Source organism: Kitasatospora sp. NPDC034533 (assembly GCF_055575155.1).
The window spans coordinates 73,847-89,626 of record NZ_JBVITE010000009.1 but is presented as its reverse complement, the minus strand read 5'-3'; the positions used below and the strand labels follow the sequence as shown (position 1 = coordinate 89,626).

Genomic DNA, 15,780 nt, shown 5'->3' with positions numbered 1-15,780 from the left:
GCTGTACAAGGCCTCATTGCTGCTCCCCCGCTCGGAGTTCGGTCGCGATCTGGCGCCGGCCGGCGACCAGCGTCTCCGCGACCACGCCCAGGCACACCACCAGGGCCAGGCCCACGGTGGGCAGCAGCACCGGCATCAGCGCGGGCGTCAGGGTCTCGCCGACCGGGGCGCCGACCAGCGCCGAGAGGTCGATGGCACCCCCGAGCAGGACCACCGCCGTCACCGCGGCCAGGCCGCCGCCGACGGCCGCCGCCAGGGTCTGCGGCAGCGCCTCGGCGATGACCAGCGCCAGCCCCTGCCGGGGCCGCAGGCCCATGGTGCGCAGCCGGGCGAGCACGGCGGTGCGGTTGGGTGCGGCCCGCACCAGCGTCAGCAGCACGGCGAGCAGGGCGAATCCGGCGGCGGCGAAGCCCGCGTACCAGAACAGCCGCCCGGCGGCGCGCTGCAACGGGTCGTCGGAGAGTTCGGCGAACTTCTCCCGGCTGCTGTGCACCGCGTAGCCGGGGGGCAGTCCGAAGCCCGCCTTGCCCGCCGCTGCGGCCTCGTCGTTGACCATTTTGACGACGCCCGACAGCTGGCGGTCACCGAGGCCGCGCTCCGTCAGCAGGGCGCGCACCCGGTCCGGGTCGACGTCGCCCACCGCGAACCACTTGTTCGTCCTGGTCGACCGCTTGAGCTCGGGCAGGTGCTCTGCGGCGGGGCCGGCCGGCACCACCACGAAGGGCTTGCCGGGGTCCGGCAGGGCGGGCGTGGCGGTGACGACTCCGGCGACGCCGGTCGTCATCCAGCTGCCGCTGGGCGTGCGCACCTGCGGTGTGCCCTTGGCGAGGCGATCGGCCAGGTCCTGACTGAACAGCGCGGGCACCGGGGCGTCCTGGCCGCCCGGGGCGCTCGCCAGCTTGGCCGGGTCGAAGCCGCCGACCCCGGCGGTGCGGGAGATCTCCGCGTAGGCCTCGGGCTCGACCACCACCAGGATCGCCTCGGTGGTGGACCGGTCCCCGGCGATGAAGGTGGCCCGGTCCTCGACCCAGGCGCCGGTCGCGGCCCGGACCCCGGGCAGCTCGCCGGCCGCCTTGGTGAAGTCCTCCGCCAAGGTGGCGTAGACCGGGATGCTGATGGACACGTCGCCGCCGACGGCGAGGCGCGCCGCCCGCATCCGGGAGTGGTCCACCGTGTCGAGCACGGTGGCGCCGAAACCGGTGACCGTGACGGCGATCAGCAGGGCCAGCAGCGGCAGTGCGGAGGGCCGGCGCCGGCCCGAGTCGTCGCGGGCGGCCCGGACCAGGCCGAGGAAGCCGACCAGGCCGCGGCCGCGCCCGGCGAGGGCGGCCAGCCAGCCGACCACGACCGGCTCGATCCGCGCCAGCAGCAGTCCACCGCAGACGGCGATCAGCAGCGGGGCGGCCACCAGCAGCGGATCCACGCCGCCGCCCGAGTGACCGACGCCGCGCCGGCGGACCTCGGCCACGGCCGCGGCGGTGACGGCCAGCACGGCGAGTTCGCCGATCGCCCGGCGCCAGCCGCCCGCCGCCCGCGGGCGCGACCACAGCCGGGCGGCCCGCAGCGGGAAGGCCAGCACCGCGAGCAGGGTCACGGCGAGCGCCGACAGCACCGAGCCGCTCCATCGCGGGGTGGGCAGCAGGACCAGCGCGAGGACGGTGCCGAGCACGGCGGCCGGCACGACCGTCACCACGCCCTCGCCGATCAGCCGCAGCAGCACTCCGCCGCGCGAGCCGCCGCGGGCCTGGAGCAGCCGGATCTCGGCGGTGCGCCGGTCCGTGCCGAGCGCCGCGGCCATGCAGAGCACCACGACCGCGATGCCGGCCACACCGGCCGGACCGACGGCGCCCAGCGGGGCGGCGGCCCGGTCGCGCTCGGCGGCCCGGTTCAGGACGTCCGGCATCAGCGAGGTGGCGTGCAGATCGGCCCGGAGGGTCGTGCCGACCAGGCTGGACAGGCCGGGACCGGAGGTGTACGAGCCGAGGGTTTCGCGGATCCCGTCCAGCCGGTCCGCTCGCAACGAGCCGGGGTCGATGGGCATCCGCCAGAAGTTCTGGCCCTTCGAGCCCCAGGCGGCCAGCGCGGCCAGGCTGCCGCCGTCGACGAAGCCGCTGGTCCGGTACCACGCGTCCTCGCGCTTGAGGCTCAGGCAGGCCCTGGTGGGACAGCCGAGGGTCTCCCAGACCGGGTCCTGGGGATCGTTGACCCGGTACAGGCCGACCACGGTGGTGCGCAGCGGGAAGGGCCCGTCGGTACCGCTCTCGATGACGTCGCCGAGCTTGATGTTGATGGCCTCGGCGGCCTGCTGACTCAGCACGATCGGCAGCGGACCGCTGTCCGGGGCGGCGGCGCCCGGCCAGGTGCCCGCGGTCAGCGTCACCCGGTCGGCCAGGCCGTGCAGGTAGAACAGGCTGAGCGTCGGGAAGGCCTGTTCGGAGAGCCGGGTGAAACCGGGGTTGAACATCTGGCGCTCGGTCTTCACCCGGGTGCCGTACTCCTGGCCGGACCGGGCCAGCGGCAGCTGCTGTCCGATCTGCCCACCGAGCTTCTGCTGGACGTCGCCCAGGGTGGCGGCGCTCTCGTCGCGGGCCGTCTCGGAGGTGACCTCCAGGTTGGTCACGTTGACGCCCATGCTGCGGGCGAACTCCTGGAGCGCGCTGTCCGCGCCCCGGTCCGCGAGGCGCGGGAAGGCCGCGGCCAGGAAGACGGTGACAAGGGCGAGGGCGGCCGTGAGCAGCGCGGCCAGCGGCGTCGCGCGCAGTCTGGTGCGGACCCAGGGCGCGGGGCGGTGGCCGGCCGGTGACGCCTGCGCGGGCTCGGCCGGTGGCGCGGGCGGAGGCGGGGGCGCCGGTGCGGGGGTGGGCACGGTGGTGCCGTCCTTGGTGGTCACATCTCCTCCACGTGGCGCAGCCGGGCGGCCAGGTCTCGGCGCCGGCGCCCGATGAGGAAGGCCGACAGCAGCGGGATGACGGCGATCGCGGCCGCGAACAGCAGCGCCTGACCGAAGGGCAGCTCGACCACCGCCTCGGGTACCGGACGGCGGGCGGCCGGGGTCAGCACCACGAAGGGCACGATCAGCCGGACGAGCAGGGCGCCGAGGGCGAGGCCGACGACCCCGCCGAGTCCGACCAGCACCGCGTTCTCGGCGGCGGCGGTGCGGGTGGCCTGCTTGCGCGGTGCGCCCAGGGCGAGCAGCAGCGCGGAGTCCCGGGAGCGTTCGTGGGCGGAGCCGGCCACGGCGGCGGCGAAGCCGATCGCGGCGAGCACGGCGGTGACGATCGCGATGGCCATCAGCGCGCTCTGCGGGGCGGCGCCGACCGGGTCGCCGAGGAGCCCGTCGGCGACCTCCTCGTAGAGCGCGAGGTTCTGGCTCCCGGGGGCGCCGCGCAGGGCGGCGGCGGCCTCGGCCGGGGCGCGGTCGTGCGGCCCGGCGGCGGGCAGCCACCACTCGGTGCGGGTGGGCAGGTCGCGGTCCTGGGCGATCAGCACCCGGGCGACCGAGTCGAGGTCCATCACCAGCGCCCGGCGGCCGGCCACCGGGAGGGCCTCGACCTCGCCGGTCACCTTGACCGGGACGACGATGCCGCTGAACGGCACCTGGAAGGTGGCGCCGACCTTGGCTCCGACGGCCTTCAGGTAGTCGCGGGAGGCGACGGCGCTGACGGTGGCCGGGGTGGCCGCCCCGGCCGGGATCAGCACCGCGCGCACCGTGTTGCCGAGGCCCTTGGCGGACTGGTAGCGGAACGTGAACAGCGCGTCGGCCGTTGCCGCCTCGGAGGCGAGCGAGACCGTCGGCGTGCTGTTCCTGGCACCACCACTCGTCGGGGCCTTGAGGCTCCAGCCGGCCCCGGCCGGCACCGGGACGGCGGCAGCCGGACCGTCGGCCGTCTCGGAGACGGCCAGGTTCCGGACGGTGACGTCGCCCGCGCTGCGGTCGCCGAAGGAGACGGTCGCACCGACCACGCTCAGCGGGGCGGCGACCGAGCCCACCGGGGCGTCGACCAGCGCACCGAGCGCGATCGAGGAGCGGACCTGGCCGTTCAGCGGGAGCTCGCCGAACGGGACCTTGTGGACGAGGCCGAAGCGGTCGCGCAGCAGCAGCCGGACCTCCGGGTGGATCGAGCCGGTCCGCGACTTCAGGACCTCCTGCTGGTTCACCGCGATGTCGGCGTCGATCCGCAGCGGGTGTCCGGGCAGCGGGATGCCGGACTGGGCGCCGGGGGTCGTGGCGAGCGAGCCGAAGACCTCCGCCGCGGTGCGACCGTCGAGCAGGTCGCCGCGGACCGGGACGCGCTCGGCGAAGGCGGCGGCGTCCACGGCCAGCAGCTCTCCGCTGCCGCCGTCCTGGAGCGGCTGCTCGTCGCGGACCACCGGGATCAGCCGGTCGCCGCCGGGCAGGCCGCCGTAGCGGCCGCCTTGGCCCATCGGCGCGTTGGACGAGCCGGAGATGCGCAGGCCGCCGGCCGTGGCGAAGGCCGCCTGGTCGCGCTGGGAGGAGGTCCAGGTGGCGTGCTGACCGAGCGCCAGGACGCCGGTGGCGACGGCCATCACGAGCAGCAGCACCGGGCCGGTGGCCCGACCGGGCCGACGGGCCAGCTGCCAGCCGACCATGGCCGGGCCGAGGCCGCGGCCCCGGGCGGCGGCGCGGGCGCCGAGCCGGGCCACGAACGGCAGCAGGCGCAGGACGACCAGGGTGCCCGCGCACAGGGCGAGCGTCGGGGTGGCGACCAGCAGCAGGTCGACGTCGAGCCGCCCGGAGGAGTCGGCGGAGAGCCCGCCCCCGTACTGGTCGAGCTGCTGGTAGGCGAGCGCGGCCAGCGCGAGCACGGCGAGGTCGCCACCGTTGCGGGCGACGCCGGAGACCACGGCCTGGCGTCGGCCGGCGCGGCGGCGCAGGGCGGCGCCGACGCCGCGCACCACGCTGGGCACGGTGGCCAGGAGGACGCAGGCGAAGGCGCAGACCACGGCCACCGGCCAGAGCGACCAGCTGATGCCGGTGTCCAGGGTGACCTGGTGGGAACCGCCGAGGCCGGCCAGTGCGCGGACCAGGACCGGGGTCAGCAGTGGCGCGAACAGTGCCGCGGGCAGGGCCAGCAGCAGCGACTCCAGGGCGGTGAAGGAGCCGAGCTTGAGGGCGGAGGCGCCGCGCGCGGCGAGGATCTCGTTCTCGGACTCCTGCCGTGCGGCGATCAGGTGGACCACCAGCAGCAGGGCCGCCGCTGCGAGCACGGCCAGCTGGAGGGCGCCGATCAGCAGGGTGGACCGGGCGACCACCATGCTGTCGGACAGCTCGTGGACGATGTCCGGAAGTTCGGTCTTCGCGACGAGCGATCCGCCGGACCGCAGTTCCTCGCCGAGGCGCTGGGCGCGGTCGCCCATGGCCTGGGTGGCGGCCCGGTCGGTGCCGGAGAAGTCGGCGTCCAGCAGCCAGCTCCGGCCGCTCTGGACCAGGCCGGCCGTGGTGAAGGCGCTCTGGTCGACCATCATCGGGCCGAAGGTGGTGAAGCTGCGGACCTCGATCTCGTGGCCGCCGACCGGGTCGATCCGCCAGTACGAGGCGGTCGGGTCGGTGGCCCGGTAGACGCCGGTGATCCGGACGGTCAGCGGCTTGCCGTCGATCCGGTCGGAGAGCAGGACCTCCGCGGGCAGGGCCTGCTCGGTCAGGCCGAGTCGGCGCAGCAGGCTCTGCGGGACGGCGGCTTCCGGCGCGGCGGACTGGACCGGACCGGTGGCGGCTGCGGGCCAGGCGCCGGCGAGGAGTTGGACCCGGCTGCGGTCGAGGTCGGCGAGGACCGTCAGGTCGAGCTGGGCGCCGGGGGCGGAGCCCCCCGGCGTGGCCGGGGCGGGCGTCGTGGCCGGGGCCGCCGTTCCCGTGGTGCCGGGGGCGCTGCCGGTCTCCGGGCCGCCGCTCACCGGACTGCCGTTGGCCGCACTACCGTTGGCCGGGCCCTCGGAGCCCGGCAGTCCGTAGGAGCGGCTGCGCATCAGGCTGTCGGTGTGCACGGGCAGGTCACCGAAGAGCTGCTGCCGGTAGGCGGCGAGTGCCTCCTCGTCCTTCGTCCGCTGGCCGAGTCCGTGCTCACCGGTCACCGCCACCGTGGTCCGCGCGTGCCCGGGCCCTTGGAGCGCCTGCCGCAGGCCGGCCTCGCCGACACTGCTGTTGAAGGCCACCAAGGCGGTCAGCACGGACGTGGTGATCAGCACCGCAAACAGGACAGCGGCAGCCAGCGGCACTCGCCCGCGCAGTCGGCGCATGACGAAGCCGAGCATCAAGTTCCTCCCCCGGACCAGGTCCCCGGTTGCATCCCGGCCCCGCTCGCCGATCCAGTCCGAGCACAAATCGGCCACAGACGGACACATCGCGAGCACACCGGCGCATTGATCACCGGCACTCAGTCGCCGGATAGCGGACGATGCTGTCAGATTCGATCCAGGAACGGAAGGGACTTGCGCGAATCAAGTAAGCAGTGAACAAATTCCTTTCATTGATAGCATCTCCGCCGGGGACGACCCGCTTGAATGCCATGAACACTTCACAACTTCGGCTTTAACGTGCTCCTTTGACCAGGGGCGCCGCCTTCACGGATTCCCGTCCGGGAACGTGAACCACCAGAGCAGTCATATCCGTAGAACCGGATGGGCCCGGGAGAAACCGGGTGACCACGTCCACAGGGGGACGCCGCATGACGCAGCATCAGGCCGCCGCCGCAACCACCACCCCGCCGATGGTGGCCGTGACCGACCTCCGCCGGAGCTTCGGCACCGGCGAACGGGCCGTACACGCCCTGCGCGGCGTCTCGTTCACCGTGGGCCGTGGCGAGCTCACCGCGCTCAAGGGCCGCTCCGGCTCCGGCAAGACCACCCTGCTCAACCTCGTCGGAGGCCTGGACACCCCGACCAGCGGCACCATCGCGCTGGACGGCGTCGACCTCGCCGGGCTGGACGAGGACGGGCGACTCGCCCTGCGGCGGGAACGGATCGGCTTCGTGTTCCAATCCTTCGGGCTGATCCCGATGCTCACCGCCGCGGAGAACGTCGGCGTGCCCATGCGGCTGCGCAGGGCCCCGGCCGCCGAACGCGAGGAGCGCGCCCACACCCTGCTCGCCCTCGTCGGCCTGGCCGACCACGCCAACCAGCGCCCCGGTGAACTCTCCGGCGGCCAGCAGCAGCGCGTCGCCATCGCCCGCGCGCTGGCCAACGAACCCAGCCTGATCATCGCCGACGAGCCCACCGGCCAGCTGGACTCGGAGACCGGCCGCTCGATCATGGAGCTGCTCCGGGCCGTGGTGCGCAGCGAGGGCGTCACGGTGCTGGTCGCCACCCACGACCCGACGCTGATGGGGCTCGCCGACCGGGTGATCGAGGTCCGTGACGGCCGGATCATCGAGGAGGAGGCGGAGCGCGCCGCGTAGCGGCGCGGGCCGTAACGCGGGCCCTGTGGTGGAGCGGGCCCCGCGCCCCGGTGGTTCCGAGCCGCCGGAGCTTCGCCTCAGGCCCCGGCCGGGGTGATCGACTGGGCGTGGTGGAACACCTCCTCCCCGTCCCAGTAGGCCTTGGTGCGTTGCAGTCTCGGGTAGTTGTCCTTGTAGTAGAGGCGCGGATAGGCCGGGGCGGGCTGGTCGACCGTGCCCAGGTCGGTGTCCGGGTAGTTGACGTAGGCGCCGTCCGTCGCGGTGTCGACCTCCGGGACACCTTCGGTCTCCCGGTAGACGTCCCGGTACATCCCGCTCAGGTAGGACAGGTGCTCGTCGTCCTCGGCCGGGTCCGTCCAGTGCGTCTGGTACTGCAACTTCATGATCGAGTCGCGTTGCGGCACGGCCGTCTCCTCGGGCCGGCGCGTGTTGATCCGGCAGCCGTAGGAGTCGATCTGGACCAGCGTGTTCGAGAGGTCCGCCCCCTTCGCGTCACGCACCAGCCAGCGCCAGAAGGAGGCGATCTGCGCGGAGGTGAACGGCTCCCGGTGGTAGGCCGACTTGTACTTGCCCCGCTCGTTGTCCCCCGAGGGATTGAGCGTCATGGTCGCCTGGAACCAGGGCATCTGGCGCCGCTTCTCCCGGTAGGGCAGGAGCAGTCCGCCGGCCGGCCGCCCCTGCACCACCGGACGCGTCGCCACCCCGTGTTCGACGGCCGCCACGAAGGCGTCGAGCGGCGCCGGGTCCTCGCCGTCCCACTGACTGAGCAGGACGACGTTCCCGTTCGAGTGGTGGGTGAGCTTGAGGATGGCGAACAGCCCCTGGTAGACCGGTTCCCGGGGCCCGCTGTGCTCGGCCATGAAGGCGCCGAAGTTGCCCACCAGGGTCTCGAAGTCGGCGGGCCGTTCGAGCAGTTCGGCCCAGGGCCAGGCCACGCTGCTCAGCCAGACCCGGGGTGGCGGCTGGGGCAGGTCCGGTGCGAAGTGGTACCGCAGCACCACCCCGAAGTTCCCGCCACCGCCGCCGGTGTGGGCCCAGAAGAGGTCCTGCTCGGGCGAGCCCTCCGCGTCCTCGCGGTGCGCCCGCGTCACCACCGCCGTCCCGCCCCGGACGGTGACCACGTCGACCTGGACGAGGTGGTCCACGGTGAGCCCGTGCCGCCGGGAGAGCAGGCCGTACCCGCCGCCGCAGACGTGCCCGCCGGCACCGACCGAGTAGCAGGACCCGGCGGGCAGGGTCACGGCGTACTCGCGGAACAGCGCGGTGTAGACGTCCCAGTTGGTCGCACCGCCCTCGACGCTGTACGTCGGCCGGCCGAACTTGTCGGTCGAGGCGGTGACACCGCGCATCGTGCCGAGGTCGAGGATGACGCCCCGGTCGTTGTCGACGAAACCCTCGTAGCAGTGCCCGCCGCCGCGGACCGTCGGCCGGAGCCCGTCGCCCAGCGCCCGGTTCAACTCGGCGACCGCGTCCGCCTCGTTGCCCACCAGGCGGATGCGGGCGGGGCTGCTGCTCCAGCGCTGGTTGAAGCCCTGGCTGAGCGTCTGGTAGCGGGGATCGCCCGGCAACACCGAGCGCCCCGCCGGCGGCTCCCGGTGCGAGCCCCCGGCCGCCGCCGCGCCCGTGGCACCGGCGGTGATCCCGGCGGCAGCCGCGCCGGCACCGCCGAGGAATCCCCGTCGGGAGAATTCGAACCGCATGACCGGTCCCCGCTTTCTCGGGTTCGAGAGCAGTTGGCGACCGCAAGCTAACACGGACTTCCGACCGGGGAAATCGATTAAAAATAGTGTGACAGTACGTCATTTTAGCTGGTTCGTGCCCGAGTTGACCTTGACCTTCCCGCCGGAAGTCGGTTGTCAGTGCCCAGGGCTATGGTCGCCGACGACTCACCGGAAGCCGATGACGGGGGTTCGATGACGATCCGCTGCCGCATTTCCCGCGCCGTCCTGGCGTTCGCCCGAAAAACACGGTCGTGGTGGTCGGCTCCACCCCCGACCACCACGACCGTCACCTCATCCCCGGGGCCGCCGGGGGCCGTTCCGTCAGACCGCCGGGAAGATCTCCGCGTCCGGCTTCAGCAGCTGGCCGGGCTTCGGCGCCGTGCCGTCCACCAGGTAGCGGGTGACCAGGTCGTTCAGCGCCTTGCTGCGACCCACCGCGCAGTGCTCGATCGAGTCCACGCTGACCAGCACGGCGTTGCCCAGCTCCTGCTGCATCCGCTGGGCGAACTTGTACTGGGTGGCCGGGTCGTAGAGGTTGCCGATCACCATCACGGTGTTGGAGGTCTTCTTGTTCCACGGGCCGGAGAAGCGCTCGGCGTCCCGGGCCGGGGCCGGCCAGCTCGCGCAGGCCGGCGCGTCGAACGCCTGGTACCGGCCGAAGGTCGGCGACTCCTTCTCCCAGACCTTGGCCGCGTTCGCGAACAGCCGGTCGTTGGAGGGGTACGGCTTGTCCTGGCAGTTGACGGCCATGTAGGAGTCGTCCGCGCTGTACTCGGAGTCGACCGGGGCCTCGCGCAGCGCCGCCCGGGGGACGTCCACCGAGAGCAGGTTGGCGTCCTCGTCCGAGACGTTCGCCTGCGGGGCCAGCAGGCTGGTCGCCTTCGGCTGCTGGAACACCTGGTAGGTCGCCTGGAGCGACTTGGCCAGCGGGGCCAGCTTGGCCTGCGAGTACAGGGCGCTGGCCACCTCGCCGGTGAAGCTGCTCAGGGTCACCTTGGCGCCGCTCGGCAGCGTGATCGGGCTGGTCCGCAGGTGGTCGCGGAGCTGGTCGAACTTGGCCCGGGTGTCGCCCTCGCCGAAGGCGCAGCGCGGGGCGCCGGCGGCCTGGCAGCGCTTCAGGAACTCGTCCAGGGCCAGCTCGAAGCCGCCCGCCCGCTGACGGTCGTACTCCATGCCGTTGTGCAGGCGCAGGTTCGGGTCGACGTTGCCGTCGACGATGATCGCGCGGACCTTGTTCGGGTACATGTTGGCGTACGTCGAACCGATCAGGGTGCCGTAGGAGAAGCCGGCGAAGGTGAGCTGCGAGTCGCCGACGGCGCGGCGCATCCGGTCGAGGTCGCGGACCACGTTGATGGTCGACATGTGCTCGATCAGCGGGCCGGCGTTCTTGCTGCACGCGTCGGTGTAGTCCTGGTCCGCGTCGAGCGTCCCGTTGATCTCGGCCTTGGTGACCGGCACGCCGACCATGCGGTCGTTGACCGCGTCGGCCTCCTCCTGGGTCTTGAAGCACTTGATCGGGTTGCTGCGGGCCACGCCGCGCGGGTCGAAGCCGATCAGGTCGAACTTGGACTGCACCTCGGTGCCGAAGCGGTTGGTCGTCGCCCACAGGTATCCGCTGCCGCCCGGGCCACCGGGGTTGAGGAACAGCGAGCCGATCCGCTTCGACGGGTCGCTCGCCCGCCGCCGCATCATGGCGATGCCGATCGTGTCGCCCGACGGGTTGTCGTAGTCCAGCGGCACGGGGTAGACGGCGCAGTCATAGATGCCGGGATCCGGCTTGGTCGGGTCGGGGTTGCAGGGCGTCCAGGCAACAGGGGCGACCTTCGCCTCGGCCAGGCCCGGCGTCTGGTCGAAGGGCGCTGCCGACGCGGCGACGGCGGTGCCGGTGACAAGGGCGAGCGCGCAGGTGACCGCTCCGGCCAGCGTGGATATGCGGGACAAGGAACCTCCTCCGTACTGAAAGGGCGGCCCCAGCCTGTCAGTCTGAGATCTCCCTGTGAAGACCTGGGAGCGGCGTAATTCGATCTCGCGAGAGACAAGGCTCCGTGAAACATTCTGTGAATGAACCAACTTGACGGTTGATTGACCTGACATTCGGTCATCGGACCCGGCCGGCCGATCCCCCTCCTCCCGGATCGGTGATGCCGTTCCGCGGCACGGGTTTCCCGTCTCACCGCCTCCGGGAAACGCCCCGCATCGCCGGGGCGGTCCGGGCCCGTCGCGACGCGCGCCGACCGACTACCCGGCGTCCGCTCCGCGCAGGGCTGCGGCCACCAGCCCCTGGATCTCGTCGGCCCCGGGCTCGCCCCCGCCCACCAGCCGGTCGAAGACCAGGCCGTCGACACAGGCCAGCAGTGTGGCGGTCCGCCCGTCCGGGTCCGGCACGCCCCGCGCGGCGAGGAACGCCCGGACGGCGGCCCGGCCCGCGTTCTCGCGCGGCACGAGGATCTCGCGCAGCTCGGGGTCACGCACGCTCTCCACCGCGCAGGCGTACCGGGCGAGCGACCGTCGGCGCCCCTCGCCGGACAGTCGGCGGCGCATCAACTCGACGATCCCGTCCGCCAGTTCCTCCGCCGAACGGATCGAGACCCGCTCCCCCATGGTGTGCAGTTCGCCCTGGTCCAGCTCCACCAGCCGCCGCACCAGCGCGGTGAGCAGCGCCTGCCTGGTCCGCAGGTAGGCGGAGGTGGTCCCGAGCGGCAGCCCGGCCGCCGCGTCGACCGCCCGGTGGGTCAGTCCGCGCACTCCGAGGTCGGCCAACACCCCGATGGCGGCGTCCGCCAACACCGTCCGCCGGTCCGGCCGCCCCGCATCGTCGCGCTTCTGGTCCTCGTTTCGCCGCATCCCCCCTTTCTACCGGCAGCACCGCACTCCGGGCGTCGCCCCACCACCTCGGCAGACGTCCACCCCCACCCCGTCCGCCCCCGGAGCATGCCGTAGTACGCTCCTTCTACAGCTGTAGAAAACAGCGCGGCAACACGGGAAGGACCGGGCATGAGCAGCAACAGCGCGGTGGTGGTCGGGGGCGGCATCGGCGGGCTGGCGGCCGCGATCGGACTCCGGCTGGCGGGTTGGGACGTGACCGTCGTCGAGCGGGCGGCCGTCCTGGACGACGCGGGAGCCGGCATCTCACTGGCCGCCAACGGGATGCGCGCGCTCGCCGCTCTGGGGGTCGGCGAGGCGATCGAGGCGGCCGCACGCCGCCAGTACACCGGCGGCACCCGGACGCCGGACGGCCGTCGGCTCGCCGCGATGGACGGGGCGGCGCTGGAGCGCGAGCTGGGCGCCCCGATCGTCGGTATCCCCCGCGCGGCCCTGCACCGCATCCTGCGCGAGGCGCTGCCCGCCGAATCCCTCGTCATCGGCGCCGAGGTGACCGAGGTGGACACCACCCAGCCGTTCCGGGTCCGGGTGGGCTTCGGCGACACCGCCCTGGAGGCCGATCTCCTGGTGGCCGCCGACGGGATCAACAGCCGCGTCCGGCGCCGCCTCTTCCCCACCCACCCCGGGCCGGTCTACAGCGGCTCGACGGTGCTGCGGGCGATCACCGAGCGCCCGATCGACGGACTGAAGGCCGATTTCGAGCTGACCTGGGGCCACGGCGCCGAGTTCGGCCACATCGCCTTCCCGGACGGCACCGCCGAGTGGCACGCGGTCCTCAACGCCCCGGCCGGGGTCCGCTACCGGGACCCGCTGACCGAGGTCCGCCGTCGCTTCGCGCGCTGGCACGAGCCGATCCCCTCGCTACTGGCCGCGACCCGGCCGGAGGCGGTGCTGCACCACGACGTCAACGAGCTGGTCACCCCGCTGCCGTCCTACGTCTCGGGCCGGGTCGCACTGCTCGGCGACGCGGCACACGCGATGACGCCCCACCTCGGCCAGGGCGCCTGCCAGGCCCTGGAGGACGCGGTGACCCTGGCGGCGGCACTCGCCGAGGCCCGGACGGTCGAGGGCGCGCTCGCCCACTACGACTCGGCCCGCCGCCCGCGCAGCCAGACCGTGGCCCGCGACGCCCGCCGAGCCGGCCGGATGGGCCAGCAGCTCGCCCACCCTCTGGCGGTCGGCCTGCGCAACGCCGCGATCCGGCTCACCCCGCCCGGCGCGATGGTCCGCACCGTCCTCCGCCACGCCGACTGGACCCCGCCCGCGATCGCTCCCCGTGCCGCCTAGGCAAGATCCGACGCGAACACTTGACCGGCAATCTGATGAGGAGCCATATTACCTCTCGTGCCCCAGGACTCCGAGAACGGCCCCACTGCCCCCAGCCTCGAACAGGCCCGCCGCCAGATCGCCCGCTACGGCCTCACGGCCGATCCGCAGGCGGTCCTGGTCGCGGCCCACCTGATGGCGGCAGCGGCCCGGCTCGGCCAGGCCGGCGAGGTGCACTTCGGCCGCTTCGGCCTCTCCACCGGCCGCTACCGCCTGCTGGCGGACCTGGAGGACCACGGCGGCGAGAAGTCGCCCTCCCAGCTCGCGGCAAGTCTCGGCGTCTCCCGGGCGACCGTGACCGGCCTGGTCGACGGACTTGAACGGGAGGGCCTGGTGGCCCGCCGACGGTCCGCCGAGGACGGCCGAGGCAACGTGGTGATCCTCACGGCGCGCGGCGCCGACCGGCTCCGAGAACTGGCACCCGAGCACTTCGCCCGGATGCAGGCCCTGGTCGGAGGCCTCTCCACCGAGGAGCGCACCACTTTCCTCGACCTGCTGGCCCGGCTGGTCGCCGGCATCGACGCGCTCACCGAGGACTGAGCCACGCCCCGAAGAGCGATTCGCACCCAGGAAACCGACTCACGCCCAGGCGGGCCGCCATCCGGCGGCCCGCCTCCCCTCAGCCCGGATAGTTAGGCACCTAATCACAACTGCTCGGGCGCCCCACCCGATACCGGAGGAAGTCCACCCATGAGCAAGAAGGCTCCCGGCGCGCCCCCGCCCTTCGTCCTGTGGCGCGAGGTCCTGGTCGCCTACGCCATGCCCGCCGCCATGGCCGGGGCCGGCGGAGTCGTCTCCGGCCAACCGCACCTGACGGCCGCCGCGTTCACCACCATCGGCGGCACCTCCGCCCTGGTGGCCTCGGCCCTCGGCACCGCGCTGCGCCGCCGCCCCGCCCGTTCCCGCCCCACCCGGGCACCTCGTGCGATCGCGTCCGCCGCCCTGGGCCTGGCCGCCGCCGTGCTCGCGACGGCCATCGGCCTGGCCGCCGCCCGCTGGCTCCCACAGGTCCCGGGGCTCGCCGACAGCCCGTGGCCGCACCGGCTGCCGGTCGACCTGCCGGTCTCCTCGGCGATCGCCGCGACCATCACCACCTGGCGCTGGCACGGCAGCCACGCCGCCCGCGCGGCGCAGCACCGACGCCCCAGCCCGTCCACCCTCGAAAGGCAGACATCATGATCGTCATCATGGGCGCGAGCGGCGCCACCGGCGGGGCCGCCCTGCGCAGCCTCGCCGCCCTCGGTGTCCGGAGCCGCGCCCTCAGCCGCGACCCCGCCCGGCTGGCCGCCTCACTCGACGAGAGCACGCTCGCCCGGACCTCCGTCCTCCCGGTCGAGGCCTCAGACCCGCACTCCCTGCGCACCGCCTTCCACGGCGCTCGCCAACTCTTCCTCACCATGGCCAACGGCCCGCAGCAGGTCAGGTACGAGCTGAACGCGATCGAGGCGGCGGTCGACTGCGGCGTGGAGCACGTCGTCAAGGTCTCCGCGCCCGCCGCCGAACCGGACTCCCCCGTCGGCGCCTCCCGCGGCCACCACCTGATCGAAGAGCGACTGCGTTCATCCGGCCTCACCACCACCGTCCTGCGACCGTACGCGTTCATGCAGAAACTGCTGCTGCTGGCACCCGCCATCGCCGCCGGGGTGGTGCACGGCGCCCTGGGGCGGGCGCGGTGCAACTACGTGGACACCCGGGACATCGGGGATGCCGCCGCCGAGGTACTCACCCGTCCGGAGACCGCCGGCGGCACCTTTCCGCTCACCGGCGGACGGGCCTACAGCCACCCCGAGCTCACCGCGCTGCTGGGCCGGCTGCTCGGCCGGCCGGTTCGCTACCTCGACCTGAGCCCGTCCGAGCTGCACGCCCACCTGGTCGACCAGGCCGGGATGCCGCACTGGCTGGCCACCCACGTGGTGGAGATCCAGCAGCTCGCGACGATTCGCGAGGAGCTGCCGGACGACGCCTTCCAGCGCCTGACCGGACGTGCTCCCCGCACCCTGGAGGCCTTCCTCTCCGAGAACCTGCACCGGTTCCGCTGACCACCACAGGGGGGCGGGCCGGACCCGAACCGGGATTTTCGCCCCGGAATGCCCGGCCCGCAGCCCCGGGCACCCGAAGGGAGCAGCATTCCCTGTGGTGTGGATCACGGTCGGAAAATCGACCTGACGAATCGTCAGTTCGACTGACAAGCCGTCACATCAATGCGGGGAAACCTCAGTTATCACCTGACGCAATGTCAGATGAGCCCGTCCCAGCGCCAGTTGAGCCGGGTTTCCGGTCCTGCCCGGTCGTCTACCCGGGACTACCATCGGTCGGGTTGTCCGCTCCGGCCCCGGAGTGGGGTCACCCGATCAGGGGGTGCTCCCACCGCCCCAGGGGCCGGGCATCGGTCGGAACGGGGCGAGGACGAGGAGCGCACGGCTGCCATGACAGCTGAA

At 73.3% G+C, this 15,780-nt stretch carries 10 protein-coding genes; 5 read left to right on the top strand and 5 right to left on the bottom strand.

Annotation, left to right across the window (positions count from 1 at the left end; genetic code table 11):
- Positions 1 to 13: 13 nt before the first annotated feature.
- Together ACZ55U_RS09240 and ACZ55U_RS09235 are read right to left on the bottom strand one after the other, a co-directional pair.
- Positions 14 to 2,890, bottom strand: a complete 2,877-nt coding sequence (locus ACZ55U_RS09240) for an ABC transporter permease family protein (RefSeq protein ID WP_465524091.1) — start codon at positions 2,888 to 2,890, stop codon at positions 14 to 16.
- Positions 2,887 to 6,270 (bottom strand): FtsX-like permease family protein, encoded by a 3,384-nt coding sequence (locus tag ACZ55U_RS09235; protein ID WP_465524089.1) that lies wholly within the window; start codon positions 6,268 to 6,270, stop codon positions 2,887 to 2,889. Before ACZ55U_RS09235 ends, ACZ55U_RS09240 begins: the two co-directional genes overlap by 4 nt.
- Positions 6,271 to 6,683: 413 nt before the next feature.
- Here ACZ55U_RS09235 and ACZ55U_RS09230 point away from each other — a divergent pair, with 413 nt between their 5' ends.
- A complete protein-coding gene (locus ACZ55U_RS09230; RefSeq protein WP_465524087.1) occupies positions 6,684 to 7,412 on the top strand; it encodes an ABC transporter ATP-binding protein in 729 nt (242 codons plus the stop codon).
- Between the two features lie 77 nt (positions 7,413 to 7,489).
- Here ACZ55U_RS09230 and ACZ55U_RS09225 read toward each other — a convergent pair whose 3' ends face one another.
- The 3 genes from ACZ55U_RS09225 to ACZ55U_RS09215 form a co-directional block, all read right to left on the bottom strand.
- On the bottom strand, positions 7,490 to 9,112 hold the full coding sequence (locus tag ACZ55U_RS09225) for an FAD-binding oxidoreductase (protein ID WP_465524085.1): 1,623 nt from the start codon (positions 9,110 to 9,112) through the stop codon (positions 7,490 to 7,492).
- A 342-nt stretch (positions 9,113 to 9,454) separates the two neighbouring features.
- Positions 9,455 to 11,074, bottom strand: a complete 1,620-nt coding sequence (locus ACZ55U_RS09220; protein WP_465524083.1) for an alpha/beta hydrolase — start codon at positions 11,072 to 11,074, stop codon at positions 9,455 to 9,457.
- A gap of 297 nt (positions 11,075 to 11,371) precedes the next feature.
- The gene (locus tag ACZ55U_RS09215; protein ID WP_465524081.1) at positions 11,372 to 11,977 is read right to left on the bottom strand and encodes a TetR/AcrR family transcriptional regulator; all 606 of its coding nucleotides are present in this window, start codon (positions 11,975 to 11,977) and stop codon (positions 11,372 to 11,374) included.
- A 150-nt stretch (positions 11,978 to 12,127) separates the two neighbouring features.
- Here ACZ55U_RS09215 and ACZ55U_RS09210 point away from each other — a divergent pair, with 150 nt between their 5' ends.
- From ACZ55U_RS09210 to ACZ55U_RS09195, 4 genes are all read left to right on the top strand, one after another.
- Positions 12,128 to 13,303, top strand: a complete 1,176-nt coding sequence (locus tag ACZ55U_RS09210; RefSeq protein WP_465524079.1) for an FAD-dependent monooxygenase — start codon at positions 12,128 to 12,130, stop codon at positions 13,301 to 13,303.
- Between the two features lie 57 nt (positions 13,304 to 13,360).
- Positions 13,361 to 13,882, top strand: a complete 522-nt coding sequence (locus ACZ55U_RS09205; RefSeq protein ID WP_465524077.1) for a MarR family winged helix-turn-helix transcriptional regulator — start codon at positions 13,361 to 13,363, stop codon at positions 13,880 to 13,882.
- A gap of 150 nt (positions 13,883 to 14,032) precedes the next feature.
- A complete protein-coding gene (locus ACZ55U_RS09200; protein WP_465524075.1) occupies positions 14,033 to 14,521 on the top strand; it encodes a hypothetical protein in 489 nt (162 codons plus the stop codon).
- A complete protein-coding gene (locus ACZ55U_RS09195) occupies positions 14,518 to 15,381 on the top strand; it encodes an NmrA family NAD(P)-binding protein (protein WP_465524073.1) in 864 nt (287 codons plus the stop codon). Before ACZ55U_RS09200 ends, ACZ55U_RS09195 begins: the two co-directional genes overlap by 4 nt.
- Positions 15,382 to 15,780: the final 399 nt, after the last annotated feature.

Coding starts and splice junctions, on each gene's coding strand:
- ACZ55U_RS09235 (WP_465524089.1), bottom strand. CDS start 6,270: ATGCTCGGCTTCGTCATGCGCCGACTGCGCGGGCGAGTGCCGCTGGCT.
- ACZ55U_RS09230 (WP_465524087.1), top strand. CDS start 6,684: ATGACGCAGCATCAGGCCGCCGCCGCAACCACCACCCCGCCGATGGTG.
- ACZ55U_RS09225 (WP_465524085.1), bottom strand. CDS start 9,112: ATGCGGTTCGAATTCTCCCGACGGGGATTCCTCGGCGGTGCCGGCGCG.
- ACZ55U_RS09215 (WP_465524081.1), bottom strand. CDS start 11,977: ATGCGGCGAAACGAGGACCAGAAGCGCGACGATGCGGGGCGGCCGGAC.
- ACZ55U_RS09210 (WP_465524079.1), top strand. CDS start 12,128: ATGAGCAGCAACAGCGCGGTGGTGGTCGGGGGCGGCATCGGCGGGCTG.
- ACZ55U_RS09200 (WP_465524075.1), top strand. CDS start 14,033: ATGAGCAAGAAGGCTCCCGGCGCGCCCCCGCCCTTCGTCCTGTGGCGC.
- ACZ55U_RS09195 (WP_465524073.1), top strand. CDS start 14,518: ATGATCGTCATCATGGGCGCGAGCGGCGCCACCGGCGGGGCCGCCCTG.